The 26,942-nt window shown below is 66.1% G+C and carries 24 protein-coding genes and 2 other RNA genes; 19 read left to right on the top strand and 7 right to left on the bottom strand.

Going from position 1 to position 26,942, the window contains the following annotated elements; translation table 11 throughout:
• Positions 1-62: 62 nt before the first annotated feature.
• Together RQH86_RS18770 and kdgD are read right to left on the bottom strand one after the other, a co-directional pair.
• Positions 63-1,643 carry an aldehyde dehydrogenase (NADP(+)) gene (locus RQH86_RS18770; RefSeq protein WP_311240253.1) on the bottom strand — a complete coding sequence of 527 codons (1,581 nt, stop codon included), beginning with the start codon at positions 1,641-1,643 and terminating at the stop codon, positions 63-65.
• Positions 1,643-2,560, bottom strand: a complete 918-nt coding sequence (gene kdgD / locus RQH86_RS18775) for a 5-dehydro-4-deoxyglucarate dehydratase (protein WP_311240254.1) — start codon at positions 2,558-2,560, stop codon at positions 1,643-1,645. The genes RQH86_RS18770 and kdgD overlap by 1 nt, the downstream gene beginning before the upstream one ends.
• A 298-nt stretch (positions 2,561-2,858) precedes the next feature.
• On the opposite strand from kdgD, the gene RQH86_RS18780 reads away from it, so the two are divergent.
• Positions 2,859-3,728, top strand: a complete 870-nt coding sequence (locus RQH86_RS18780) for a LysR family transcriptional regulator (protein WP_055848622.1) — start codon at positions 2,859-2,861, stop codon at positions 3,726-3,728.
• 76 nt (positions 3,729-3,804) lie between these two features.
• On the opposite strand, the gene RQH86_RS18785 is transcribed toward RQH86_RS18780, so the two are convergent.
• Together RQH86_RS18785 and RQH86_RS18790 are read right to left on the bottom strand one after the other, a co-directional pair.
• Positions 3,805-3,881: non-coding RNA, sX9 sRNA (locus tag RQH86_RS18785), on the bottom strand.
• A 55-nt stretch (positions 3,882-3,936) separates the two neighbouring features.
• Positions 3,937-6,108 (bottom strand): bifunctional (p)ppGpp synthetase/guanosine-3',5'-bis(diphosphate) 3'-pyrophosphohydrolase, encoded by a 2,172-nt coding sequence (locus RQH86_RS18790; RefSeq protein WP_311240255.1) that lies wholly within the window; start codon positions 6,106-6,108, stop codon positions 3,937-3,939.
• Between the two features lie 199 nt (positions 6,109-6,307).
• Between RQH86_RS18790 and RQH86_RS18795 the strand changes: the two genes are divergently transcribed.
• The 9 genes from RQH86_RS18795 (at position 6,308) to RQH86_RS18835 (ending at position 16,315) form a co-directional block, all read left to right on the top strand.
• A complete protein-coding gene (locus tag RQH86_RS18795; protein ID WP_311240256.1) occupies positions 6,308-7,006 on the top strand; it encodes an HAD family hydrolase in 699 nt (232 codons plus the stop codon).
• Positions 7,007-7,031: 25 nt separating this feature from the next.
• Complete coding sequence (locus tag RQH86_RS18800) at positions 7,032-7,985, top strand: sugar-binding transcriptional regulator (protein WP_311240257.1); 954 nt, start codon at positions 7,032-7,034, stop codon at positions 7,983-7,985.
• A gap of 185 nt (positions 7,986-8,170) precedes the next feature.
• Positions 8,171-9,514 carry a sugar ABC transporter substrate-binding protein gene (locus tag RQH86_RS18805; RefSeq protein WP_311240258.1) on the top strand — a complete coding sequence of 448 codons (1,344 nt, stop codon included), beginning with the start codon at positions 8,171-8,173 and terminating at the stop codon, positions 9,512-9,514.
• A gap of 130 nt (positions 9,515-9,644) precedes the next feature.
• Positions 9,645-10,940 (top strand): carbohydrate porin, encoded by a 1,296-nt coding sequence (locus tag RQH86_RS18810; RefSeq protein ID WP_311240259.1) that lies wholly within the window; start codon positions 9,645-9,647, stop codon positions 10,938-10,940.
• Positions 10,941-11,042: 102 nt separating this feature from the next.
• Positions 11,043-11,912, top strand: coding sequence for a sugar ABC transporter permease (locus tag RQH86_RS18815; protein ID WP_055848611.1), 870 nt, complete (start codon positions 11,043-11,045; stop codon positions 11,910-11,912).
• A gap of 1 nt (position 11,913) precedes the next feature.
• A complete protein-coding gene (locus RQH86_RS18820) occupies positions 11,914-12,744 on the top strand; it encodes a carbohydrate ABC transporter permease (protein WP_311240260.1) in 831 nt (276 codons plus the stop codon).
• 25 nt (positions 12,745-12,769) lie between these two features.
• Positions 12,770-13,789, top strand: a complete 1,020-nt coding sequence (locus tag RQH86_RS18825; RefSeq protein WP_055848606.1) for an ABC transporter ATP-binding protein — start codon at positions 12,770-12,772, stop codon at positions 13,787-13,789.
• Between the two features lie 81 nt (positions 13,790-13,870).
• On the top strand, positions 13,871-14,650 hold the full coding sequence (locus RQH86_RS18830) for an SDR family oxidoreductase (protein ID WP_202974316.1): 780 nt from the start codon (positions 13,871-13,873) through the stop codon (positions 14,648-14,650).
• Between the two features lie 3 nt (positions 14,651-14,653).
• Entirely contained in the window at positions 14,654-16,315 is a 1,662-nt protein-coding gene (locus tag RQH86_RS18835; protein WP_311240261.1) for an FGGY-family carbohydrate kinase, read from the top strand.
• 450 nt (positions 16,316-16,765) lie between these two features.
• Here RQH86_RS18835 and rpoZ read toward each other — a convergent pair whose 3' ends face one another.
• The 3 genes from rpoZ to RQH86_RS18850 form a co-directional block, all read right to left on the bottom strand.
• Positions 16,766-17,065: a DNA-directed RNA polymerase subunit omega gene (gene rpoZ / locus RQH86_RS18840; RefSeq protein WP_002812428.1), complete on the bottom strand. Its 300-nt coding sequence runs from the start codon at positions 17,063-17,065 to the stop codon at positions 16,766-16,768.
• 308 nt (positions 17,066-17,373) lie between these two features.
• The gene (gene gmk / locus RQH86_RS18845) at positions 17,374-17,985 is read right to left on the bottom strand and encodes a guanylate kinase (protein ID WP_055848600.1); all 612 of its coding nucleotides are present in this window, start codon (positions 17,983-17,985) and stop codon (positions 17,374-17,376) included.
• A gap of 152 nt (positions 17,986-18,137) precedes the next feature.
• A complete protein-coding gene (locus RQH86_RS18850) occupies positions 18,138-18,998 on the bottom strand; it encodes a YicC/YloC family endoribonuclease (protein ID WP_055848598.1) in 861 nt (286 codons plus the stop codon).
• 113 nt (positions 18,999-19,111) lie between these two features.
• Between RQH86_RS18850 and rph the strand changes: the two genes are divergently transcribed.
• From rph to RQH86_RS18895, 9 genes are all read left to right on the top strand, one after another.
• Complete coding sequence (gene rph / locus RQH86_RS18855) at positions 19,112-19,837, top strand: ribonuclease PH (RefSeq protein ID WP_055848595.1); 726 nt, start codon at positions 19,112-19,114, stop codon at positions 19,835-19,837.
• On the top strand, positions 19,834-20,226 hold the full coding sequence (locus tag RQH86_RS18860) for a VOC family protein (RefSeq protein WP_311240262.1): 393 nt from the start codon (positions 19,834-19,836) through the stop codon (positions 20,224-20,226). The genes rph and RQH86_RS18860 overlap by 4 nt, the downstream gene beginning before the upstream one ends.
• Positions 20,223-20,822: an RdgB/HAM1 family non-canonical purine NTP pyrophosphatase gene (gene rdgB, locus RQH86_RS18865; RefSeq protein WP_311240263.1), complete on the top strand. Its 600-nt coding sequence runs from the start codon at positions 20,223-20,225 to the stop codon at positions 20,820-20,822. The genes RQH86_RS18860 and rdgB overlap by 4 nt, the downstream gene beginning before the upstream one ends.
• A 16-nt stretch (positions 20,823-20,838) precedes the next feature.
• Positions 20,839-21,996, top strand: a complete 1,158-nt coding sequence (hemW, locus tag RQH86_RS18870) for a radical SAM family heme chaperone HemW (RefSeq protein ID WP_311240264.1) — start codon at positions 20,839-20,841, stop codon at positions 21,994-21,996.
• A 195-nt stretch (positions 21,997-22,191) separates the two neighbouring features.
• On the top strand, positions 22,192-24,618 hold the full coding sequence (locus RQH86_RS18875; protein WP_311260602.1) for a DUF1631 domain-containing protein: 2,427 nt from the start codon (positions 22,192-22,194) through the stop codon (positions 24,616-24,618).
• Complete coding sequence (locus tag RQH86_RS18880) at positions 24,615-24,962, top strand: PilZ domain-containing protein (RefSeq protein WP_055848580.1); 348 nt, start codon at positions 24,615-24,617, stop codon at positions 24,960-24,962. The genes RQH86_RS18875 and RQH86_RS18880 overlap by 4 nt, the downstream gene beginning before the upstream one ends.
• 59 nt (positions 24,963-25,021) lie before the next feature.
• Entirely contained in the window at positions 25,022-26,347 is a 1,326-nt protein-coding gene (gene pepQ / locus RQH86_RS18885; protein WP_311240623.1) for a Xaa-Pro dipeptidase, read from the top strand.
• A 71-nt stretch (positions 26,348-26,418) separates the two neighbouring features.
• Positions 26,419-26,494, top strand: a non-coding RNA gene (locus RQH86_RS18890) — sX9 sRNA.
• A gap of 36 nt (positions 26,495-26,530) precedes the next feature.
• Positions 26,531-26,926 (top strand): XVIPCD domain-containing protein, encoded by a 396-nt coding sequence (locus RQH86_RS18895; RefSeq protein WP_055848575.1) that lies wholly within the window; start codon positions 26,531-26,533, stop codon positions 26,924-26,926.
• Positions 26,927-26,942 lie beyond the last annotated feature (16 nt).

The following is a 26,942-nucleotide window of genomic DNA, read 5'->3' on the forward strand; positions in this document are numbered from 1 at the left end:
CCTGCAGATGGCGCACCGGACCCTCCTCCGGCACGCCTCAGGCATCGTTGCCTCCGCCGCTATCAGTCGTGTCCCAGCGCGCCATCGACGCGTCGCCACAGCCCGAGCGGGTTGCTGTGCGCCACTGCAGCGGGCAACAGCGCGGCAGGCAGATCCTGGTAGCAGACCGGGCGCAGGAAGCGATCGATCGCCAGCGTGCCCACCGAGGTGCTGCGGCTGTCGGAGGTGGCCGGGAACGGGCCGCCATGCACCATCGCGTGGCAGACCTCCACACCGGTGGGCCAGTCGTTGACCAGGATGCGCCCGGCCTTGCGTTCCAGCACCGGCAGCAACGCGGCGGCCAGGTCGGTATCGCCAGCATCCATGTGCAAGGTGGCGGTGAGCTGGCCTTCCAGGTGCTCGCTCAACGCGCGCAGTTGAGCGATGTCCTTGCAACGCACCAGCAGCGAGGAGGCACCGAAGACTTCGGCCTGCAGCGCCTCATCGGCCAGAAAGGCATCGGCGTCGGTGCCGAACAATGCGGCCGGGCAGCGACCCGCTTCCGGTGCGGCGCCACGTGCCAGCGTGCTGACCTGCGGATGCGCGGCCAGACGCTGCACACCCTGCGCATAGGCCTGGCCAATGCCTGCGGTGAGCATTGCTGCCGGCGACACCGCGTGCAGCGTTTGCGTGGCCGACGCGATAAACGCATCCAGCGCCGGCGAATCGATCGCCAGCAGCAGGCCGGGGTTGGTGCAGAACTGCCCCGCGCCCAAGGTCAGCGAGCCGACGAACGCTTTGCCCAGATCGGATGCACGCGCCTGTAGCGCCTGCGGCAGCAGATATACCGGATTGATCGCACTCATCTCCGCATACACCGGAATCGGCTCGCGGCGTGCGGAAGCGATCTTGACCAAGGCCATGCCGCCAGCACGCGAACCGGTGAAACCCACCGCCTTGATGCGCGCGTCGGCCACCAGCTGCGCGCCGATCTCGATGCCGGCGTCGAACAGCAGCGAGAACACGCCTTCGGGCAGCCCGCACTGCGCCACCGCCGCCTGGATCGCACGGCCCACCAATTCCGACGTGCCCGGATGCGCGCTGTGCGCCTTGACCACCACCGGGCAACCGGCCGCCAATGCCGACGCGGTATCGCCACCGGCCACCGAGAATGCGAGCGGGAAATTACTGGCGCCGAACACCGCCACCGGCCCCAGTGCGATATGCCGCTGGCGCAGATCCGCGCGCGGCAACGGCGTGCGTTGCGGCAGCGCGGGGTCGATGCGGGCCTGCAGCCAGCTGCCTTCGCGCACCACGTTGGCGAACAGACGTAGTTGCCCCACGGTGCGTCCGCGCTCACCTTCCAGACGTGGGCGAGGCAGGCCGCTTTCGCATATGGCGCGTTCAATCAATGCATCGCCCAGCGCCAGAATCTGCTCGGCGATGGTTTCCAGAAAAACCGCGCGCGCTTCCAGCGGCGTTTCGCGATAGGTGTCGAACGCCGCCTGCGCCAGCGCGCAGGCCTGCTGCAGATCCTGTGCGCTCACCGAGCCGAACGCCGGCTGCAATACCGCGCCGCTGGCCGCATCCACCGCATGAAATTCCGCCCCGGCGCCGCGCACGCCGCGCTGCCCGATCAGCGATTCGCCCTTGAGGGTGTGCATCAGCGGCGGCCTCCGATCAGTTGCTTGAGCTGCGCGAATTCGTCTTCGTTGAGATCAGCCAATGGCGTGCGTACCGGACCGGCCGGGCGGCCGACCGCGCGCATGCCGGCCTTGACGATGGACACCGCATAACCGGCGCGACGATTGCGCAGCACCGTGTACGGCAACACGAAGTCGTTGAGCTCGCGGTAGATGGTGGCGTGGTCGCGCGCGCGCACCGCCGCATAGAACGCCAGCGCCCACTCGGGCAGGAAATTGAAGATGGCCGACGAATACGTGGTCACGCCCATTTCCAGATACGGCAGCGCGAAGGTTTCGGCGGTGGGCAGGCCGCCCACGTACAACAGCCGGTCGCCCAGCCGCGCATAGATGCGGGTCATGCGGTCCACATCGCCGATGCCGTCCTTGTAGCCCACCAGGTTGGGGCAGCGCTCGGCCACACGCGCCAGCGTCACATCGTCGAGCTTGGCATTGGCGCGGCCGTAGACGATCACGCCCAGGCTGGTGGCCTTGCAGACGCGCTCGACATGGTCGGCCACGCCGTCGGCATCGCACTCGGTGAGGTACGGCGGAAACAGCAGGATGCCGTCGGCATCGTTACGCTCGGCGGCCTGCGCCATCTCGATCGCAATCGCAGTCCCATAGCCGGCCGGGGCGATCACCGGCATGCGGCCAGCAGTCTCGGTGACGGCCGCGCGCACGGCGCGGTCCACTTCGTCCAGCGTCAGCGAAAACAGCTCGCCGGTGCCGCCCGCCGCAAACAGGCCGGCGGCCGGATGCGAGGACAGCCAGTCCAGATTGCTGCGATAGGCGGGTTCGTCGAAGGCCAGGTCGGCATCGAAATGGGTCACCGGAAACGACAACAGCCCGGCGCCAAGCGCTTGGGCCATTTCGGACGGGGTGTATCTGCTGCTCATCGGACAAACGCTCCTGGGCGGGGGATGCGGTTGATCCTAGAAACGCAGATCGTTGCTGGTCCAAACCAAAGGACGTATTGTTTGATACATAAGTTGAATCAATCGCATCACAGACCGACGTAGTGCGCCGCAAATGGCTGCTTTGCAACGCTTTTTCGACGCGACGTAATTATGGGTTGTTGCGTCCGCCAGCGTCCTTTCTGGCCGAGCGTCGCCTATTCATTCGTGCTGGCCGCGCCGGGATGTTGCGGGTGCAGCATCCGATTCGTGTGTTTTTGCAACGCGAGGCCCGCCCGCCATGTTCGATCTGCAACAACTGCGTTGCTTTGTCGCCGTCGCCGACGAACTGCACTTCCGGCGCGCAGCCGAGCGCCTGAACATGACCCAGCCGCCGCTCAGCCGGCAGATTCAGCTGCTGGAGCACAGCGTCGGCACCGCGCTGCTGGAGCGCAACAGCCGGCATGTGCGGCTGACCCAGGCTGGCCGCAGCCTGCTGGCCGAAGCGCGCGCGATCTTGCGCATGGCCGAGAATGCCGGGCTACGTGCGCGCCGGATCGGCACCGGCGATGCCGGCAGCGTGTCGGTGGGCTTCACCGCCGGTGCCAGTTACCGCTTCCTGCCCGAGGCCATCGCGCGGTGGCGCAGGCAAGCACCGGATGTGGATCTACAGCTCAAGGAGATGGTCAGCCTGGCGCAACTGGATGCGCTGGACGCCGGCCGGCTGGATATCGGCCTGCTGCGCCCACCGATCCAGCGCCAGGGTCTGCACAGCCGCTGCGTGGCACGCGAACCGCTGATCGCCGCGCTACCGGAAGACTCGCCACTGGCGCAACACGACAGCCTGCGCCTGCAGGATTTCGACGGGCAGCCGCTGGTCAATTACGCACCCGATGAAGCGCGCTATTTCTACGATCTGCTGGCGCAGTTGTTCGGTGCGCGCGGCATCGCGCCGCGCTCGGTGCAGTACGTCAGCCAGATCCACTCGGTGTTGGCGCTGGTGCGCGGCGGCATGGGCATGGCACTGGTGCCCGAAGGCGCGAGCGGCCTGCGTTACGCCGGCATCGTGTACCTGCCGCTGCGCGATGAAACCCCTGCCACGCCGGTGGAACTGCATCTGGTGTGGAAGCAGGACAACGACAACCCTGCGCTGCGTCGCTTGATCGCCTGAGCCGGGCAACGCGATTGAGCTGTCACACGCTCACTGCAGCGCAGCCACTGCCCAACGCAACGATCCGGTTTCGAACAGCTAACACCACGTAACGAGCAGTCGTCACGTGGTTGTGGACGGCGCGCTCAGAACCGGAACAGAGGCGTGGTACATGCCGCACCGCTCACCGCCCGCCTGGCGGTGAGCACAGGCCTTTTGTTAGATGCTCTTACTGGCGACCCACGCTCTGCACCACATGCAGGCGCCGCAGCCGGCGCATCACTTCGGCCAGATGGCGGCGGTCGCGCACCTGGATATTGAAGCGCAGCACCGCCGCATTGAAGTCGCGGTCCAGGTAGTCCACACGTTCGATATTGGATTTGCTTTGCGCAATCGCCGCGGCCAACTGCGCCAGCACGCCGGTGCGGTTTTCCACTTCCACCACCAGCGCGGTGTCGTAGTCGCCGGTGACGTTGGAGTCCCAATCGATCGGTACCCAGCGCTCGGGCGATTTGCGCAGCTCGGCCAGGTTGGGGCAATCCAGACGGTGCACCACGATGCCCTTGCCGGCGGTGTGGTAGCCCATGATTTCGTCGCCGGGAATCGGCTGACAACAGTTGGCGAAACTGATCACGCCGCGCTCGCTGCCGTCGATCAGGATCTTTTCGTGCGAGTGCTTGGAGTGCCCGCCGCCGCGCAATTCCGCGTACGCCATCAAGGCCTGTGCGGCCTGGGTGGGCATCCAGTTGCCCAACGCGACATCGGCGAGCAAGGCTTCCAGGCGCGGGTAACGGTGTTCGTTGAGGAAGGCATCCAGCCGGCCCTTGGGCAGGCGTTCCAGCGAAGAGTCCATCGCTTCGAGCGCGCGATCGAGCATGCGATGGCCCAGCTGCACGGCATCTTCGTGTTCGAGCTGCTTGAGCTGGTGGCGGATCGCGGTGCGCGCCTTGCTGCTGACCACAAACTCCAGCCACTGCGGCTTGGGCGTGGCCGAACGCGCGGTGATGATTTCCACTGCCTGCCCGCTGACCAGCTTGGTGCGCAAGGGCACCAGCTTCTTGTCCACGCGCGAGGCCACCGCGCGGTTGCCCACGTCGGTATGCACTGCGTAGGCGAAGTCCAGCGCGGTGGAATTGCGCGGCAGCGCAAGGATCTTGCCCTTGGGCGTGAACAGATAGACCTCGTCCGGGAACAGGTCCACCTTGACGTTGTCCAGGAACTCCAGCGACGAGCCGGCAGCGCGCTGCGAGTCGATCAGCTCCACGATCCAGTCGTGCGCGCGGCTCTGCGCACTATTGGGCGAGGCCGAGCCCACCTTGTAGGTCCAGTGCGCAGCCACGCCGCGCTCGGCGATCAGGTCCATTTCTTCGGTCCGGATCTGTACCTCGATCGGCGAGCCGTAGGGACCGAACAGCACCGTGTGCAGCGACTGATAGCCGTTGGCCTTGGGGATCGCGATGAAATCGCGGAAGCGCCCGTCCAGCGGCTTGAAGGTGGCATGCACCGCGCCGAGCGCGTGATAGCAATCGGCCACGGTGCGTACCACCAGCCGGAAGCCGAACACGTCCATCACCTGGTCGAAGGATTTGTTCTCTTCGTGCATCTTGGAATAGATGCTCCAGGGCGTCTTGATGCGGCTGACCAGCCGGTGTTCCAGCCCTTCCTTGGCCAACCGCTGCGACAGCTGCACTTCCACTTGCGCCATCGATTCGCGCCGCACCACCGGCTGGCTGCGGATATGTTTTTCGATGATGGCGTGACGCCACGGATACAGCGCGCGGAAGCCCAGATTCTGCAACTCGGACTTGATCAGGCTCATGCCCAGGCGCTGGGCGATGGGTGCGTAGATTTCCAGGGTTTCGCGCGCGATGCGGCCACGTGCCTCGGTGCTCTGCGCGCCGAGCGTGCGCATGTTGTGCAGCCGGTCGGCCAGCTTGATCATGATCACACGCAGATCGCGCGACATCGCCAGCAACATCTTGCGGAAGCTTTCCGCCGCCGCTTCCTGGCGGTCGCGGAACTTGAGCTTGTCCAGCTTGGTGACGCCATCGACCAGCTCGGCCACCGCTTCGCCGAATTCGGACGCCAGTTCTTCGCGCGTCAGCGGCGTGTCTTCGATGGTGTCGTGGAGGATCGCGGCGATCAGCGATTCCATGTCCAGGCCCAGCTCGGCAAGCACGCCGGCCACGGCCACCGGATGGGTGATGTAGGGCTCGCCGGACTTGCGGGTCTGGCCGGCATGCGCCACGGCGCCGACTTCCCAGGCACGGCGCAGGATCGGCAGCTGCTCCTTGGGAAGGTAGCTGGCAGCGCGTTCGAGGTGCAGGACGTAGTCGGGGATAGCCGGGTCGGAAGACGGGGACGTCGCCACGGTCGCCTGGGCAGTGGGGCCTGGGTTCATGCGCGAAGACTATGCCAGTGGCCGGTTTGCGGCAACGCGGCATGCGTGCCGCACGCGCTGGCGGCCGGCGATCGGTCGCTGTGCGGCCGCTTCACGCCAGCCACAGCCGCCACAGACGCGCTTCCTGCAACTTTACCCAGCGAAGCGACATTTGCCCGACTGCTACACTCGGGCCCGCGTTAATCCAGGGACCTCACTCATGCACGCTCCGCCCGACCTGCTGATCTTCGACTGCGACGGCGTGCTGGTCGACAGCGAGCCGTTGGCGTGCGCGGTACTGGCCCAGGCACTGCAACAACACGGCGTGGACATCGACATCGACGGGGTCCAGCAGCACTTCCTCGGGCGCAGCCTGGGCAGCGTGCGCGCTCATGTGCAGACGCTGGGGCGCACGCTGCCGGACACCTTCGAGCGCGACCTCAATGCCGCGTTGCTGGCCCGCTTTGGCACCGAATTGCAGCCGATCCCTGGCGTGGCCGCGCTGCTGGACGCAGTGCAGACACCGCGGTGCGTGGCCTCGTCCAGCCATCTTGAGCGGGTGCGCCTGTGCCTGCAGGTCACCGGCCTGGCGGGGCATGTCGGTGCGCACATCTACACCGCCGAGCTGGTCGCCCGCGGCAAGCCTGCGCCCGACCTATTCCTGTTCGCCGCCGACCGCATGCAGGTGGCGCCCGCGGGCTGCCTGGTGATCGAAGACAGCCCCAGCGGCGTGCAAGCCGCCTGCGCGGCCGGGATGCAGGTGTGGGGATTCACCGGCGGCGGCCATCACCGCGCAAGCGCTGCGGCGGCCGCGCTGCTCGCTGCCGCAGGCGCATCGCAGGTGTTTGCAGACATGCCGGCCATCGCCACCGCACTGGGCGCCATCGGCACCAAGCGCCTGGGCACTACGTTAGGCTGAGACTTCCACGCAGACAGATGTGACGATGGCCAACCCCGATAACGACACCAGCCGACTCGATGCCGCAGCCAGAGCGGGCTGGCTGTACTACATCGCCGGCAACACCCAGGACGAGATCGCGCGCAAGCTCAAAGTCTCGCGCGCCACCGCGCAGCGCCTGGTGTCGTTGTGCCTGAGCCAGCGGTTGATCACCTTTCGGCTGGAACATCCGATCGCCGCCTGCATGGATCTGGCCGCGCAGTTGCAGGACCGCTTCGGCATGCGCTATTGCGAGGTCGCGCCCACCGATCCGGCCGACCCGCACCTGGTCACCGGTGTCGCCGAACGCGCGGCAGCGCTGCTGGAATCCACCTTGCGCAGCGATAGTCCGAGCATCATCGGCATCGGCACCGGCCGTGCCATGCGCGCGGCAGTGGAGCGCATTCCTGCGATGCAAACGCGCAATCATCAGCTGGTTTCGCTGGTCGGCAACATTTCCCCGGATGGCTCGGCCAGCCCGTTCGACGCAGTGGCCCGCCTGGCCGATCTGACCGGCGCGCAGCACTACCCGATGCCGCTACCGGTGTTTCTGTCCTCGCAGGAAGAACGCGAAATGCTGCTGGGGATCGAAGCGGTGCGCCGGGTCCGCGCGATCGCTGCAAAGGCCGATCTGCGCCTGGTCGGTGTTGGGCAGCTCGATCAGACCGCGCCGCTGCATGTGGACGGCTTCATCAGCCGCAACGAACTGCTGGACCTGATCCGGCTGGGCGCGGTGGGCGAAGTGATCGGCTGGGCGCTCACCGCAGCCGGCGACATCATCGATGCAGGCACCAACCTGCGTTTGACCAGCGTGCCGCATCCGGTGCCGGCCACCAGCCTGTCGATCGGCGTGGCCGTGGGCAACGCCAAGGTGGGCCCGATCAAGGCCGCGCTGAAGGGCCGCATCCTCAACGGTCTGATCACCGACGAGCACACCGCCAAGGCCTTGCTCGCCAGCTGAGCTGAGCGCATCGCAGCGGGCGTAATGGCAGTTCATTGCTGAAATTTCCCGGCATGCGCGGGCGCCTTGGCGTGCGCCGCGATGCTGCGCTGCAAGATCGAAAGTGCTTTACAGCGTGGTGACGTCGTGGGCATATGCGCATCACACGGGCATTTGCTCAACCAACCTCAAGCTGAGGCACCGGTATGAACACTTCGATCAAGACCCTGATCTGCGCGGCACTGAGCGCATCACTGGCGGCATGCGGCGGAGGCGCGAACAACAGCGGCGCTGCGTCCAAGCAGGACACCCTGGTCATCGCCACCGTCAACAACGGCGACATGATCCGCATGCAGAAGCTGACCTCGGATTTCACCGCCACCCATCCGCAGATCAAGCTCGAGTGGGTCACCCTGGAAGAGAACGTGCTGCGCCAGCGCGTCACCACCGACATCGCGACCAAGGGCGGCCAGTTCGATGTGCTGACCATCGGCACCTACGAGGTGCCAATCTGGGCCGAGCGCGGCTGGCTCAAGCCGCTGACGTTCGATGCGGACTATCAGGTGGACGATCTGATCCCGCAGATCCGCGATGCGGTCAGTCACAAGGGCCAGCTGTATGCAGCGCCGTTCTACGCCGAAGGCTCGATGCTGATGTACCGCACCGACCTGCTGCAAAAGGCCGGCCTGAGCATGCCGGCGCAGCCCTCGTGGAGCTTCGTGGCCGACGCCGCCCGCAAGATGACCGACAAGCAGGCCGGCATCTACGGCATCTGCCTGCGCGGCAAGGCCGGCTGGGGTGAGAACATGGCCTTGATCAGTTCGATGGGCAATGCCTTCGGTGCGCGCTGGTTCGACGAACAATGGAAACCGCAGTTCGACCAGCCGGAATGGAAGGCCGCGCTGCAGACCTATGTGGATGTCATGAAAGACGCCGGCCCGCCGGGTGCTGCGTCCAATGGCTTCAACGAGAACCTTGCGCTGTTCACCGCAGGCAAGTGCGCGATGTGGGTCGATGCCACGGTGGCCGCATCGTTCATCAGCAACCCGAGCGAATCCAAGGTGTCGGACAAGGTCGGTTTTGCCGCGGCGCCGGATGCCGGCAAGGGCAAGACCACCGGCTGGCTATGGGCCTGGAATCTGGCCATCCCGGCAAGTTCGAAAAAGGCCGACAAGGCGCAGGCATTCATCGCCTGGGCCACCAGCAAGCACTACACCGAACTGGTGGCCGGCAAGGAAGGCTGGGGCAATGTGCCGCCGGGCACGCGCCAGTCGCTGTACGCCACGGCCGAGTATCTCAAGGCCGCCCCCTTCGCCAAGCAGACGCTGGCCGCCATCCAGGGCGCCGACACCCATCACCCCACGGTCAAGCCGGTGCCTTATGTCGGCGTGCAGTACGCGGCCATCCCCGAGTTCCAGTCGATCGGCACGACGGTGGGCCAGCAGTTTTCCGCGGCGCTCACCGGCTCGATCAGCGTGGATGAGGCATTGAAGAATGCGCAGGCCGCCACCGAGCGCGAGATGCAGCGGGCCGGCTACCCCAAGCGCTAAGCGCAGCGCTCGCTACGTTTTATCAGCTGCTCCAAGTACAGGTCCGCTGGGCCGGGCACCCTGCCCGGCCCGTCCCTGGCCACAGCCATGCTCCGGCGTTACGGCGCCGCACCTTCCCACGAGGCAATCGATGAAGATCAGGCACACCACACCTGCGCTGACGATGTTGCTCGCTAGCCTGGCCTGCACACAGGCCAGCGCCCAGGCATTCGATCCGGACAAACACATCGGCGGCGACTGGGGCGGCCTGCGCAGCAAGCTGGCCGATGACGGGATCCAGTTCAAACTGGCGCACTTCAGCCAGACCGCCCACAACACCTCCGGCGGACTCCGCGAGCGCACCGCCTATGCCGACCAATTCTTCCTGGGCGGGTACTTTGATCTGCAACGGCTGTGGGGCTGGTCCGGCGCCGATTTCAAACTGGAGATCACCAATCGCAACGGCGAGTTGATCAACAACACCGCCGGCATCCCCACGCTGTTGCAGTCGCAGCAGATTTTTGGACGCGGCGATGTGACGCGCCTGACCCAGTTCTCGCTGACCCAGCGCCTGCTCGACGACAAACTGACGCTGAAAGCCGGCCGCCTGTATCCCAGCGCCGATTTCTTCGCGCTCAACTGCAACTACCAGCACCTGACCTTCTGCAGCGGCGGCTCGTCCAACTACATCAGCAACAACTGGTATGGCGACCCGCTCAGCGCCTGGGGCGGCGTGGTCACTTTCAGCCCGGACAAACGCTGGTTTTTCCGCGTGGGCGGCTACGACGCCAACCCGCAAAACCGATCCACCGACCAAGGCTTGAAGCTTGGCACCTCCGGCGACGACCACGGCACCATGTTGGTGGCCGAAGTGGAGTACAAGCCCGACTACGGCAATGGGATCGATGGCGACTACCGCATCGGTGCGACCCGCAACAGCAACGATCAACTGCGCGTCTACACCCGCTCGGGCGTGCCGACCAGCCTCGGCACCGATCCGGCCGCGCTGCAGGACACCGATCGCGCGTTCTACGCCAATTTCGAACAACAGGTCACCAGCAATGGCGCCGGGGGCGGCTTGCGGTTGTTCGCAAGCGTCATCGACGCCGACGACGAGGTCAGCACCGTGGGTCAGGTGCTGGCGATCGGCGGGTTCTGGAAAGGACTTTCCGCTGCGCGACCGAACGACCGCATCGGCGTGGCCGTCGGCCGCAATGCGCTCAGCGATCGTTTGCGTACGGCGCAAACCCGCTACAACCAGCGCTTGCCCGCGGGCGCGGCGGCCATTGGCGTGCAGCGCTACGAATACCCCATCGAGCTCAATTACAACATCGCCGTCAGCCGCGGGATCGAAGTCATGCCCAGCGTGCAGTACATCCGTCATCCGGGCGGACTGGATGGCAACAACGCCACCATTGTCGGCCTGCAGGTCAGCCTGAATTTCTGACGCCCACCCGGCCCTGCGTTCGACGCCTATCCCGGCGTCGACGCATCCGGCCGCTGCCATGCATTGCAGGCGCGCTGCCTGCCTCCACCCTGGACCTTGCCGATGGCCACCCATCAAACGCAAAAACTCGCACGGTTCCTGATCGCCCCGTCGATCGTGCTGCTGCTGGCCTGGATGATCGTGCCGCTGGCGATGACGGTGTGGTTTTCCACGTTGAACTACAACCTGCTCAACCCGGAACAGACCTTTGTCGGGCTGGGCAATTACCGCTACTTCCTGAGCAACCCGGCGTTTCTCTCTTCGCTGGGCAATACCTTGTTGCTGGTCGGCTCGGTACTGGCGATTACGGCCGTCTTCGGCGTGCTGATCGCGCTGCTGCTGGACCAGGTGTTCGTGGGGCGCCGCATCGTGCGCTTGATGCTGATCGCACCGTTCTTCGTGATGCCGACGGTGAGCGCGCTGATCTGGAAGAACCTGCTGATGCATCCGGTGTCCGGGCTGTTGGCATGGCTATGGCAAAGCGTTGGCCTGACCCCGATCGACTGGTTCACCCAGTACCCGATGTTCTCCATCATCGTCATCGTGGCGTGGCAATGGTTGCCGTTTGCGGTACTGATCCTGCTGACAGCACTGCAGTCGCTGGATGAAGAACAACAGGAAGCCGCGCTGATGGATGGCGCCGGTGCGTTCGACCGCTTCTTCCATCTGACCCTGCCGCATCTGGCGCGCCCGCTGACCATCGTGGTGCTGATCGAAACCATCTTCCTGCTCACCGTGTTCGTGGAAATCTACGTCACCACCGGCGGCGGGCCCGGCCTGCAAACCACCAATCTGGCGTACCTGATCTATTCGCAGGCACTGCTGCAGTACGACGTGGGCGCCGCATCGGCAGGCGGATTGATCGCCGTGGTGCTGGCCAATATCGCGGCCATCTTCCTGGTGCGCATCGTCGGCAAGAACCTGGAGACCTGAGATGGCACGTCGTACGTCCACGTTGCAAATCCTCGTCACCACGGTTGCCGCATGGGTGGTCGGCGGCGTGATCTTCTTCCCGATCCTGTGGATGCTGCTGACCAGCTTCAAGACCGAGGTCGATGCGTTTTCCAGCCCGCCCAGCTTCGTGTTCTTCCATTGGACACTGGAAAACTACGTCGCCGTGCAGGGACGCAGCGACTACTTCGCGCATGCCTGGAATTCGGTGGCGGTATCGCTGGGATCCACCCTGATCGCGCTGGTCATCGCCATCCCTGCCGCGTGGTCGATGGCGTTCTCGCCCACCAAGCGCACACGCGGGATTCTGCTGTGGATGCTATCCACCAAGATGCTGCCGCCGGTGGGCGTGCTGGTGCCGATCTACCTGCTGTACCGCGACTCCGGGCTGCTGGATACGCAACTGGGCCTGATCATCGTGCTGTGCCTGAGCAACCTGCCGATCATGGTCTGGATGCTGTTCAACTACTTCAAGGACATCCCCAAGGACATCCTGGAAGCGGCGCGCATGGACGGCGCCACCATCGGCAAGGAAATCCTCTACATCCTGGCGCCGATGGCCATCCCCGGCATCGCATCTTCACTGCTGCTCAACGTGATCCTGGCCTGGAACGAGGCGTTCTGGTCGTTGAATCTGTCCTCCTCGCAGGCCTCGCCATTGACCGCGTTCATTGCCTCGTATTCGAGCCCGGAAGGCCTGTTCTGGGCCAAGTTGTCGGCCGCCTCGACGATGGCCATCGCGCCGATCCTGGTGCTGGGCTGGTTCTGCCAGAAGCAGCTCGTGCGCGGGCTCACCTTCGGCGCGGTGAAGTAGCTCACTCAACTTTGATAGGTGGTTCATGGGACGCATCACACTGCAAGGTGTCAGCAAATCCTTCGACGACACACAGGTCATCCACGGCGCGGATCTGGAGATCGACGACGGCAAATTCGTGGTCTTCGTCGGCCCCTCCGGCTGCGGCAAGACCACGCTATTGCGCCTGATCGCCGGGCTGGAAGATGTGAGCGGTGGGCGCATCCTCATCGACGGCCAGGACGTGACTGGTCTGGCGCCGGCCAAACGTGGCTTGTCGATGGTGTTTCAGTCGTATGCGCTGTATCCGCACATGAGCGTGCGCAAGAACATCGCCTTCGGCCTGAAAATGGCGCGCGTTCCCAGTGCCGAGATCGAGCGCCGCGTGGCGCAGGCCGCCACCGTGCTCAACCTCACCGATTATCTCGACCGCAAGCCTGGGCAGTTGTCCGGCGGTCAGCGCCAGCGCGTGGCGATCGGCCGCGCCATCGTGCGCGAGCCCAAGGGCTTTCTGTTCGACGAGCCGCTCTCCAATCTGGACGCGGCCTTGCGCGTGCAGATGCGCCTGGAAGTCACCCGCCTGCAGAAGCAGCTCAAGACCACCGCGGTGTATGTGACCCACGACCAGGTCGAGGCGATGACCATGGCCGACGAGATCGTGGTGCTGCAGGCCGGACGCATCGAACAGGTCGGCACGCCGCTGGAGTTGTACGAGCGCCCTGCCAATGTATTCGTGGCCGGCTTCATCGGCTCGCCGCGCATGAATCTGCTGCAGGGCGAGGTAGCCGCGCGCCATGGTGCGGTCACGCTCGGGGTGCGCCCGGAGCACATCGCCGTGCAGCGCGGCAGCCCCGCAACCGGCACCGGCGATGCCTGGCAAGGCAGCGTGATCCAGGCCGAGCATCTGGGCAGCGACACCTTCGTGTACGTGGAGATCCCCGGCGTGGGCACGGTCGATGCGCGTTGCACCGGCGATCTGCGCGTGCACGTCGGCGAGACGGTGACCCTGGTCCCCGACCCGCAGCACCTGCACCGCTTCGACGCGCAGCAACAGGCCATGCGCTGAGCGCGCTCCATCCAAACCTCCCTCCCCCCTCGTTCCTCCCCCGTTTTCGTTCCTCCCCCACGATCAAGACCAGCAGGAGACATGCCGATGTATCTGGACAAGTTCAAACTCGATGGCCGCGTGGCGGTCGTCACCGGCGGCGGCCGCGCGATCGGCCTGGCGATTTGCGAGGCGCTGGCCGAAGCCGGCGCCAAGGTGGTCATTGCCGATCACGATGGCGCAGTGGCCGAGCAAGGCCTGGCGACCCTGCGCAGCAAGGGCCTGGATGCAGAGTTCGTGCAGATGGACGTCACCGATTCGGCACGCGTCACCAGCGTTGCCGATACATTGAACGCGCAGTTCGGCAAGGTGGACATCCTGGTCAACAACGCCGGCATCGCCCGTAGCCAGACCCCGGCCGAAACGGTCACCGACGAGCACTGGCTCAACGTCATCGACGTCAACCTCAATGGCACGTTCTGGTGCTGCCGTGCGTTCGGTAAGCACATGCTGCAAAGTGGCGATGGCGTGATCGTCAACGTCGGCTCGATGTCCGGCTTCATCGTCAACAAACCTCAGGCGCAGGCCTACTACAACGCCTCCAAGGCGGCGGTGCATCACCTGACCAAATCGCTGGCCGCCGAGTGGGGCGCACGCGGCGTGCGCGTCAATGCCGTCGCGCCGACCTATATCGCCACGCCACTCAATGCCTTCGTCAAGGAAGACCCGGCGATGTACGACGCCTGGATCGGCGGTACGCCGATGGGACGGCTGGGCGAAGTGGAAGAAATCGCCTCGGTGGCGCTGTTTCTGGCCTCTCCTGCCGCCAGCCTGATGACCGGCAGTATCGTGCTGGCCGACGGCGGCTATACCTGCTGGTAAGCCATGCAACCGACCAACGAGGCGATCTATATCGGCGTGGACGTGGGCACCGGCAGCGCCCGCGCCGGGCTGTTCGACGCGCGCGGCCAGTTGCTCGGCACCGCGCGCCATGCCATCCAGACCTGGTACCTGCCCGGCGAGATGGTCGAGCAATCTTCCGCAGACATCTGGCAGGCCTGCGTGCAGGCGATCCGCGCCGCGCTGGCACACACCGGCGTTGACGTCGCGCGGGTAGCGGGCATCGGCTTCGATGCCACCTGCTCGCTGGTGGCGGTGGCCGCCGACGGCGGGCCGGTGTGCATCAGCCCCAGCGGCCAGGCCGACCGCGATGTGATCGTGTGGATGGACCACCGCGCCATCGCCCAGGCCGCGCACATCAACGCCACCGACGAGCCGGTGCTGCGCTATGTCGGCGGGCAGATCTCGCCGGAAATGCAGACCCCCAAGCTGCTATGGCTCAAGCAGCACCTGCCCGACAGCTACGCACGCGCGGCGCATTTCTTCGACCTGGCCGACTGGCTGAGCTGGCGTGCCACCGGTAGCACCGCACGCTCGCTCTGCACGGTGACCTGCAAGTGGACCTACGTGCAGCACGAAGGCGGCTGGAGCCGACGTTATTTCGAACGTATCGGCCTGGCCGACCTGCTGGACAATGCGGCCGCGCGGATCGGCAGCGAGGTGGTGCCGCCCGGCACCGCGCTGGGCCAGGGGCTTTCGGCGCAGGCTGCCGACGAATTGGGCCTGCGTGCCGGCATCGCGGTAGGCGCGGCGTTGATCGACGCGCATGCCGGTGCCATCGGCACGCTCGCCAGCCCGTCCGCAGCTGGCCAGCCGATGCCGCTCACCGCGCGGTTGGCCTATATCTTCGGCACCTCGGCCTGCGTGCTGGCCAGCACCCAGACGCCCTGCTTCACGCCCGGGGTCTGGGGGCCTTACGGCTCCGCACTGGTCCCGGGGCTATGGCTCAACGAAGGTGGCCAATCCGCCGCCGGCGTGGCAATCGACACCCTGGTGCGCTCGCATCCGGGCTATGCCGACGCCAACGCACAGGCAACTGCGGCAGGCCAGGATGTGCTGCAGTGGCTGGAAGAACGCGTGCTGGCGCGCGTCGGCAGCGCGTCCCAGGCCGCTGTGCTGGCGCGCGGTCTGCATGTGCTGCCGGACTATCTGGGCAACCGCTCGCCCGATGCCGACCCCAACGCCCGCGCCATGATCGCCGGGCTGACCATCGACCACGATCTGCAAGGTCTGGAAGCGCTGTACGTGGCCGGCGTCTGCGGCCTGGGCTACGGGCTGGCCGACATCATCGATGCGCTGCGCGCGCAGGGGGTGAGGTTCGACAGCGTGATCATGAGTGGCGGCGCCAGCCACAGCCGCCTGGTCCGCCAGTTGATGGCCGATGCCTGCGGCGTGCCGGTGCAGGTCGCGGCCACCGCCGAACCGGTGCTGCTGGGCAGCGCAATGCTGGCCGCGGTGGCCAGTGGCGGCTTTGCCGATCTGCCGGCAGCGATGTCGGCGATGAGCGGCCTGGGCGCGAGCACCACCGCGACGCCGGTGCCCATCGCGCACCTGCATGTCGCAAAACGACGTGGCTACCAGGCCATGCAGGCACTGGATCGGAGCCTGCGTGATGAGATGGCACAGCTGCCGGCGGACGACGACTGATGCCCGCGACGCGCGATAGCGCAGGTGTTGGCAGACAACTCCTGAAGCGTGCATCGCGTGATCGGCGAAGCGTGCAGCGGTAGGCGAAGGCATGGCGACCAGCGCGCCGATTGAGCGCACTGGACCGGTAGCTGCGCTGCTGGGATGGCGCCGCTGCCGGGCGACGACGCCTGAAGCACGCGTCACGCAATCAGTAAGCATATGCAGCGCACCGACGTCGATGAAAACTGCCGACGCACTGTCGCGAGCAGCCGTCGGGCAGCGCCTGCGACGCGCGGGAACCGGAGGGCATGCGCGCCACACGGCGATGCAACGCATGACGGCCAGACACGCGTCATCGAAGCGTCGTGATTCTGCTGATCGCGCCACAGGCCTCAAAACGCAAACAGCCCGCACAAGGCGGGCTGTTTGGACATCGTCATCGTTGGCCACCGCAGTGGCGGGTGACGATCAGTCGTCGTTCTTCGACATGTCTTCGTCGGCGACCACTTCGGCGGCGGCCCATTCCAGCGCTTCGCGCTCGGCACGCTCGCGTTCGGCCTTCTCGACTTCATCGATCAGGGCGTTGTCGATCCGGCGGGCAGCGATCTCGCGCAGCGCCATCACGGTGGGCTTGTCGCTGGCGTCTGCGTTTTCGATCAACGGCTGTACGCCGTTGGCGAGCTGACGGGCGCGCTTGGAGGCCATCATGACCAGCTCGAAACGGTTGTTCACGACTTCCAGGCAATCTTCTACGGTAATGCGGGCCATGCGGGCTCCCGGCGACCAGCAACGGCCGCGCATCGAATGAGGGAAAGGGGGCGGAGTGTACGCCGGCGTCGCTGGGCGGGCAACCGGCGGCCATTCAGTTTGCTTTGAAATCAGCCACTTGGACCACATCGACCAACCCACACCGGCGCCCCGGTGCGCAGAACGCCCCTGCAGGTCCGGCCGGTCAGCCGCCATCCCAGGTCATTCACACCTGCACACATGCCAGTCGTCGACCTGCCGCGTTTGGCGTCGGAGCAACCGCTGCGGGCAGCGTGCATCACGCGCGTGCAAGCGGCCACCCGGCGGGCTCAGTCCAGCAATGCCTGGATCAAGCCGGCATGCCGCTGCTGCTGCGCCTGCCGACGCAGCCGGCTGGCGGTGAAGATGGCGCACATCTCCGAGACCGCGGTGTCGAAGGTCTCGTTGATGATCACGTAATCGAACTCTTCGAAATGCAGCATTTCCTCGCGTGCGGCGGCCAGCCGCTGCGCCATCACATCTTCGCTGTCCTGCCCGCGCTTGCGCATGCGCTCGTCCAGCGCCTGGCGCGACGGCGGCAGGATGAACACGCTCACCGCATCGGGCACTTTCTGGCGGACCTGGCGTGCGCCCTGCCAATCGATCTCCAGCAGCACATCGTGGCCGGCGGCCAACTGCGGCTCCACCGACTGCCGCGCAGTGCCCTTCCAGTCGCCATGCACCCGCGCATATTCGAAAAAGTCGCCCGCTTCGATCATGCCCTGGAACTCGTCTGCCGACACAAAATGGTAGTGCTCGGCATGCCGCTCGCCCGGCCGCGGCGCGCGCGAGGTGAACGAGATCGACAAGGCGATCTTCGGGTCTCGCGCCAAGGTGGCGTTGACGATGCTGCTCTTGCCGGCGCCCGAGGGGGCCGCAACGATATAGAGGGTGCCGCGCATAGGTCAGGGATTCGTGATTGGAGAGTCGGGATTCGCGAACGGGATGCGGACCGGTACCACCGGGGTCGACATGCTACCGGGATTGGACCCAGCCCGCAGATGAGAGGGGCGTGCAGTTGCCCCATCCCGAATCCCGAATCCCCAAATCCCGGCTATTCGATGTTCTGCACCTGCTCGCGGATCTGGTCGATCAGCACCTTCAGATCCACCGCGGCGTTGGAGGTGCGGCTGTCCACCGACTTGGAGCCCAGCGTATTGGCTTCGCGATTGAACTCCTGCAGCAGAAAGTCCAGCCGGCGGCCGACCGGTTCGCGCTGCTTGAGCACGCGGCGGATTTCGGAAATGTGGCTGGACAGACGGTCCAGTTCCTCGTCCACATCGAGCTTCTGCAGCCACAGCACCAGTTCCTGCTCGGCGCGGCCCGGGTCCACCGGATGCGGCAGATCGGCCAGGCGTGCAGCCAGCTTGGCGCGCTGCCCCTCGCGAATCGCCGGGATCAAAACGCGCACCTCGGCGGCGATGCGTTCGATCGCATCCACACGCTCGCTGATCGCCTCGGCCAGCTTGCCGCCTTCGCGCTCGCGCGCAACCACAAAACTGTCGACCACTTCGTCGAGCAAGGCCAGCGCCTGGGCCTGCAGCGCGGGCGCATCCACGTCCTGCACCTGCAACACGCCGGGCAGCTGCAGCAGATCGGTAAAGCCCACCTGCAACTTGGGAAACAGCCCGTCCAGCCGCGTGGCCAGCGCACCTAGCTCCTGCAGCAGCGATTCGTTGACCGCCAGCGTCTGTGCGTTGTCCGGCGCGCGCAAGCGCAGCGTCAGGTCCAGCTTGCCGCGGCTGTTCTTGGCTGCCACGCGTTCGCGCAGCAGCGGCTCCAGCGCACGCAATTCTTCGGGCAGGCGCACGCCCACTTCCAGAAAGCGGTGGTTGACCGAGCGCAGCTCGCAACCAAGCGTGCCCCAGGGCGTGATGCGTTCGCCGCCAGCAAACGCGGTCATGCTTCGGATCATCGTGAATCCCGTGCCGTCAAAGCGCGAATGGTACCCTAGCCGCCCACACCGGCCGGCTGCTGCCCGCCGTGCATTGGCGCCAAGACCCACCTCCCGACTTCCGGACTCATCGCATGACCTTTTCCCGTCCCAGCGGCCGCATGGCCGATCAGCTGCGCCCGGTGCGCATCGAACGCTCCTTCACCCGCCATGCCGAAGGCTCGGTGCTGGTGAGCTTCGGCGACACCCGCGTGCTGTGCACCGCCAGCGTGGAAAACCGCGTGCCGAACTTCCTGCGCGGCAAGGGCGAAGGCTGGGTCACCGCCGAATACGGCATGTTGCCGCGCTCCACCCACACCCGCTCCGACCGCGAAGCCGCACGCGGCAAGCAGGGCGGGCGCACGCTGGAAATCCAGCGACTGATCGGCCGCGCCTTGCGCGCCTGCGTGGATCGCAACGCACTGGGCGAGCGCACCATCACCCTGGACTGCGACGTGCTGCAGGCCGACGGCGGCACCCGTACCGCGGCGATCACCGGCGCCTACGTGGCGCTGGCCGATGCGGTGAACCTGCTGCTCAAGCGCGGCGACATCAAGAAGCATCCGTTGATCGGCGCCGTCGCTGCGGTGTCGGTGGGCATCTATCGCGGCGAGCCGGTGCTGGATCTGGATTACCCGGAAGACAGCGACTGCGACACCGACATGAATGTGGTGATGAACGATGGCGGCGGCTTCATCGAGCTGCAGGGCACCGCCGAAGGTCACGCGTTCCGCCGCGAAGAACTCAACGCGCTGCTCGCTCTGGCCGAAAAGGGCATGGGCGAACTGTTCGCACTGCAACGCGCTGCGCTGGCCGGATGAGCCGGCGCATTGCCCTGACCACGCTGCTGGTCGCCGATTACGATGCGGCCATTGCCTGGTACACCGGAGCGCTGGGCTTCCAGGTGCTGGAAGATCGCGCGTTGGGCGACGGCAAACGCTGGGTGGTGATCGGCCCGGGCAGCACGCAGGACGCCGGCTTGCTGCTTGCGCAGCCGGCCGACGCCGCGCAGCAGGCGCGCATCGGCGACCAGACCGGTGGGCGGGTGGATCATTTTCTCTACACCGACGACTTCTGGCGCGACCACGCGGCGATGCAGGCGTTTGGCGTGGAATTTCTGGAAGCCCCGCGCGAAGAACCGTATGGCACGGTCGTGGTGTTCCGCGATCTGTACGGCACCAAGTGGGATTTGCTGGAGCCCAAGCAATGAAACAACTGGTCCTGGCCAGCGGCAACGCCGGCAAGCTGGAAGAACTGCGCGCGATGCTGGCCGCACTGCCGCTGCGCATCGTCGCGCAAGGCGAACTCGGAGTGGAGGACGTGCCGGAAACCGGCCTGACCTTCGTCGAGAACGCGCTGATCAAGGCACGTCATGCCAGCGCCGTCACCGGCCTGCCCGCTCTGGCCGATGACTCCGGCCTGATCGTCGATGCGCTTGGCGGTGCGCCCGGTTTGTACAGCGCGCGCTATGCCGGCAGCCCGACCAATGCGCAGGCCAACAACGCCAAGTTGCTCGATGCCATGCGCGATATACCCGCCGAACGCCGCAGCGCGCGTTTTTACGCGGTGATCGTGCTGCTGCGTCACCCGGAAGATCCGCAGCCGCTGATCGCCGAAGGCAGCTGGGAAGGCGTGATCACCACGCAACCGCGCGGCGATGGCGGCTTTGGTTACAACCCGGTGTTTTTGGACCCCGTCTACGGCCTGACCGCGGCGGAAATGGACAGCGAGCTGAAGAACCGCCTCAGCCACCGCGCAGTGGCGCTGGCCACGCTGCAGCACAAACTGCACGCGCTCGCGCTGTAACGGACGACCTCACGCAGTGCCCGACCTGATCCCGCCCCCGCTCTCGCTCTACGTGCACCTGCCCTGGTGCGTGCGCAAATGCCCGTACTGCGATTTCAACTCGCATGCGGCCAAGGGCGTATTGCCGTTCGAGGACTACGTGGATGCATTGATCCGCGACCTGGATGCGGATCTGCCGCTGGTATGGGGACGCGTGGTGCATTCGGTGTTCTTCGGTGGGGGCACGCCCAGCCTGTTTCCGGCCGAGGCGATCGACCGCTTTTTGCAGGCCGCAGCGGCGCGGCTGCGGTTTGCGCCGAACCTTGAAATCACCCTGGAAACCAACCCGGGCACGGCCGAACATGGCCGCTTCGAGCACTACCGCGCGGCCGGCGTGAACCGGCTGAGCTTCGGGGTGCAGACCTTCGATGATGTGGCATTGCAGCGGCTGGGTCGCATCCATGACAGCGCCGACGCCGAGCGTGCGATCAAGCTGGCGCAGGATGCCGGCTACGACAATTTCAACATCGACCTGATGTATGCGTTGCCCGAGCAGACGCTACTGCAGGCCGAGCACGATCTTGAGCGCGCTTTCGCGCTGCAGCCCACGCACATGTCGCATTACCAGCTCACGCTGGAACCGAACACGGTGTTCTTTGCGCGGCCGCCCAAGGGCATTCCCGACGACGATGCGGCCTGGGATATCCAGGAACATTGCCAAGCGTTGCTCGCCGACGCCGGCTACGCGCAGTACGAAGTCAGCGCCTACGCCAAACCCGGGCGGCAGTGCGCGCACAACCTCAATTACTGGCGCTTTGGCGATTACCTGGGCATCGGCGCCGGCGCGCACGGCAAGATCAGTTCCGGCGCCGAGCAGCACGTGCTGCGTCGCTGGAAGCACAAGCACCCGCAAACCTATCTGGCCAGCGCCGGCACCGCCGCGTCGATCGGCGGCGATGAAGTCGTGCCGCGCGAGCGCTTGCCGTTCGAATACATGCTCAATCTGTTGCGGCTGCACGAAGGGTTTCGCCTGAGCGATTTCGAGGCATCGACCGGCCTGGCTGCCGCGACCATCGCTGCGCCGGTGGCGCGTGCGGTGGCACAGGGGTGGCTGATCGAGCAGCAAGGACGTGTGGTGCCCACCGAACTGGGCCGCCGCTTTACCAACGATGTGGTCGAACTGTTCCTGAGCTGACCGCGCACGTCGCTCTGCAGGCGTTGTCGGCAAAACGCTGATAAGACGGCTGGCAACTCTGCAGCTACTGGCGCACGCTCCTGCCGACGTACACGCACAGACAGCGACGCATCGACTGCCAGCGCCCACAGGGTCGCTGGGCAGTGGGAAAACATGCTACATAGCTCACGCTTCGCATCGAGCCCACCCTCCCGGATGTCCACGCCCGTTTCTTCCCTGCAGCCCACACTCAGCGGCCCGATCGCCGAGGCACCCGTGTCCGCGCGTGGCCGTCGCCTGCTGGGCATGCTGCATGCGCACTGCGTGCAGGCGCTCAACGGCTCACTGCGGTTGACCATCGTCGAGCTGGAGCGCGAACTGCTGCACCGGGCCGAACATGCGCGCAACAGCCAGATTCAGGCCGATACCTACGCGCAGATGCGTGGGCTACGCGATCACATCGACCAATTCCCGCAGCTGTTCCTGCAGCACCTGGCGCAGGATCTGGCCCTGCTGCGCGAACGCCACACGCTGATGCCGCCCGCCGAGACAACGGCCCAGCCGCAGATGCTGACCCTGGTGGAAGACACCGATATCGACCGCGATATCGTGCTCAGCGAGATCGCCCGCCGCGAAACGGCACGCCGTGCCGATGCGCTGCAATTGCTGGCGCAGCGGCTGGCGGTGATCGGCGCGGTGCCGGAGTTCGAGCTGGACGCCTTGCCGCTTGGCCCCTACACGCTCTGCCGGATCCTGCGCGAGTGCGGCCAGCTGCTGGGCCTCAACCTGGATGGTCAACTGGCGCTGTACAAGGTGTTCGAGCACCAGGTGATGGACCGCTTGGGCGACCTGTACGAGAGCGCCAACGCCACGCTGGCGCAGGAAGGCATTCTGCCGGGGCTGATCTACCACCCGTATCTGGTCAGGCCCACGCAGGTGCAGACACGCCGCACCTTGCCGGACAGCGCAGGCGCGCCCAGGAACGCTGCAACCTCCGGCGCGCCCGGCGCCGCGCACCCGGGCGCGCGCCCGGCCACCGCATGGGCCGGCCAATCCGCGCCAACCGCATGGCAGAGCGCGCTGCTCGATGCGCACGGCACGTCCGCGATTGCGCCCCCCGCAGCAACAACTGCGCAAGCGACCTCACCCGCGCTGGACGACGCCGCACACGCGCTGGACAGCCTGATGTCCTCGGCCCGCCAGTCGCAGGCAGCAGCCAGCGCTGGCATGCATCAGCGCGGCGCGCCGGGCAGCCTGGTGCAGGCCGCCGCTGCACAACCGTCTGTACAGTCCTCTGCGCAGCCCTCCGGCCCTGCCCCGGTCAGCGTGCCCAAGGCCGCGCTCGGCGAGGCGCTGGCCAGCCTGCAAGGCGCGCTGGGCGCGCAGCCGGCTGCAGCATCGCAGGGGTCCGGTATCGATGCGGTGCAACGTCAGGTGCTGGCGCTGTTACGCGCCGAGCACGGCGCAGATGCCGCGCTCTCGCCGCAGGACAACGACACCTTCGACCTGCTCGGTCTGCTCTACGCGCAGATGCAACGCGAAGTGCGCGAGCACACGCCCGCGCAGGCCCTGCTCGCCAAGCTGCAGGTGCCGGTGGTGCGCGCCGCGTTGGCCGACACGCATTTCTTCGTGCGCGACCAGCACCCGGTGCGCGAGTTGCTCAATACCGTGGCCGAGTCCGGCGCGGTGTGGTTAGGGGACGACGACGTCGACCCGCAGCTGTTGCACAAGCTGGGCAGCGCAGTCGACACAATCGTCAACAACTACCAGGGCGACGAGGCGGTGTTTGCAACCGCCAACGACGATATCCAGACGCATCTGCGCAACCTGGCGCGCAAGGCCGAAGTGGCCGAACGCCGGCATGTGGATGCCGCACGCGGCAAGGAACGGCTGGAATCGGCCAAGCAGCAGGCGCAGGCGCGCATCGAGCAACTCTGCGAAGACAGCGCGCCGCCGCGCTTCGTGCAATCGCTGCTGCGCCAGGCGTGGTCTGACGTCCTCACGCTCACCCTGCTGCGGCAAGGCGAGCAATCGCCCGAATGGGACGAGCGCCAGGCCCTGACCGCGCGCATCGCCGAAGTCACCTGCCGCAACAAGGGCCTGCCGACCGACATTGCGCTGGGCACCGACGTCGAAACCGCGTTGCTGCAGGTCGGCTATCACCACGATGAAGCGGCTGCGATCGCGCGGCGCCTGTCCACGCCCGGTGGCGACGATGCGCTCACCTCGCGCACCGAGCTCACCGCCAAACTCAAGGCGCGCGCGCGGCTGGGCGACAAGGGCGACACCGCCGCGCGCAAGCCGGCCATCACGCCGCGAACGCCGGACGAGGAAGCCTGCTACGTGCAGCTGCGCAGCCTGCCTTTCGGCACCTGGTTCGAATTCGTGATCAATCAACAAGGCGACCTGCGTCGGCAGCGCCTGTCCTGGTACAGCCCGATGACCGGCAACGCGCTGTTCGTCAATCAGCGCGGGCAAAAGCTCGGCGAGCAATCGCTGGATGGGCTGGCGCGGCTGATGGCCAGCGGCCAGGCGCGCTTGCTGGTGGAAGAAAAATCGCGGCTGATCGATCGCGCCTGGCATGCCACCGTGCGCACGCTACGCAGTCTGGCTGGCCACTCCCCCACCGAGGCCTCCGCATGATCCAGGACACCCGCCGCGCCCCGCGCCGCCAGCCCAGCGACATGGTGCCGGTGGTCGACATGCTCAGCGACGCGCAGATCGGCCGGGTCGGCAATGTCTCCGAAACCGGCATGCTGCTGCTGGCCTCGGTTCCATTGCACGACGACGCGCTGTATCAGCTGCGTTTCAGCCTGCCCGAGCGCATCGGCCGCGCCACCGAAATCGATGTCGGCGTGCACTTGCTGTGGTCCGAGGCCGCACATGCGCCGGGGCAGGCCTGGGCCGGCTTTCGTTTCCTGAGCATGTCCGAGCCACATCGCCTGCGTCTGCGCGCCTGGATCGCCGAAGAACACATGGTCGGCTGACCGATTCACAGGCTTTGCGGCAAACTTGTGCCCTGCCTTGCATCGCGACCGAGTTCCGCATGACCCAGCCTTCTATGAGCCGCCTGTATTCCGACCACCTGCGCACGCTCACCGCGCGCACGGATGAAGCGCTGCAGCGCGGCGGCTTCGATCACCTGGTGGTGCCCAGCGGCACCACGCACTACCAGCTGTTCGACGACCGCGATTACCCGTTCGCGGTGAACCCGCAGTTCAAGACCTGGGTGCCGCTGACGCGCATCCCCAACAGCTGGCTGATCTACACCCCGGGCCAGCGCCCGACGGTGCTCTTCTATCAGCCGTTCGACTACTGGCATGTAGTGCCCGACGCCCCCAGCGGCTGGTGGGTGGAGCATTGCGACATCCACATCATCCGCACCCCGGACGAGGCCTTGAAGCTGCTGCCCGCGCGCAGCGCACGCTGCGCCATCCTCGGTGAAGCGCAGAGCGCACTGGGCGCCTATGTGCCGAACAACCCGCAGCCGGTCATCGATTACCTGGACTATCAGCGCGCCTTCAAGACGCCGTACGAACTGGCGCTGATGCGCATCGCCCAGCAACTGGCGGTGCCTGGGCATCGCGCGGCCGAAGCGGCGTTTCGCGCTGGCCAGAGCGAATTCGGCATCCATATGGCCTACTGCGCAGCAGTGGGCCAGGACGCCAACACTCTGCCGTACGGCAACATCATCGCGCTCAACGAACATGGCGCAGTGCTGCATTACACCGAGCTGGGCCAACACGCGCCGCAACCGCTGCGCAGCTTTCTGATCGACGCCGGTGCGTCGGCAGACGGTTACGCAAGCGACATCACCCGTACCTACGCCGCCGACCCCGGCAGCGAGTTTCAGGCGCTGATCGACGCCGTCGATGCCGCACAGGTGCGCATGGGCCAGAGCGTGCGCGCCGGGGTGGATTACAAGCAACTGCATGTGGACGCGCATCTAGCCCTGATGGGCATCCTCAAGGATTTCGGCATCCTCACCGTGTCGGCCGAAGCCGCACTGGCCACCGGCCTCAGCGCCGCGTTCTTCCCGCACGGCCTGGGCCACCTGATCGGCCTGCAGGTGCACGATGTGGCCGGCTTCGCCGCCAGCGACCGCGGCGGCCGCATCGAACGCCCGGCAGGCCATCCGGCTCTGCGTCTGACCCGCGTCCTGGAACCCGGCATGGTGGTGACCATCGAACCCGGCGTGTACTTCATCGACATGTTGTTGGACGAAGTGAAAAAGAACGGCCACGCCGCCAGCGTCGACTGGCAGCGCGTGGAGCAGTTCAAGCCCTACGGCGGCATTCGCATCGAAGACGAAGTGGTGTGCACCGATGACGCACCGGAAAACCTGACACGGCCGGTGTTTGCCGCACCTTGATTTAGAGCGGCTCACAAACCGACTGCGCAGCCGCAAGGCGGGCGCGGCCGGTGCTCGGTGCTCGGTGCGGCATGGTCCACTCGTACACTTAGGTTCCTCCGCGCCGTCCACACCCACCTGACGACCGCTAGCTACGTTTTGTTAGCCACTCTTACACTGCACAGCACAGCACGGAGCATCGCCATGAACGATCCACGCCAGACCTCGCACCCCGACCACCCGATGTATCAGCAGATCGAACGCGGCGTGCATGCGATCGACGCCGCGCATGGGCGCGACCCAGACCAGACCAGCGCGCGACTCACTGCCGCCTTGCTGCCATTGGCGAAGGAAGGCGGGCTGTCGCGCGTGGATCACGTGCTGATGAGCGAAGCGAACAAGACCGGCGTGCACGGCGGCGAAAACGTGTTCGTGGTGCAGGGCGATCCCGCTAATCCGACACATCTGCGCGCGCACATGAAAACCGAGCAGGCACTGGCAACGCCCGAAGAACAGTCATTCGAGCGTGCGCGGCAGATCGCCGCACCTGGCGAGGCGCTGCAACAGCCAGAGCGCACGCAGACACCGCAGCTGGGCTAGTGACACTGCCGGCGCG

The sequence above is a fragment of the Xanthomonas sp. WCS2018Noco2-27 genome, from assembly GCF_031843525.1.
Taxonomy (GTDB): domain Bacteria; phylum Pseudomonadota; class Gammaproteobacteria; order Xanthomonadales; family Xanthomonadaceae; genus Xanthomonas.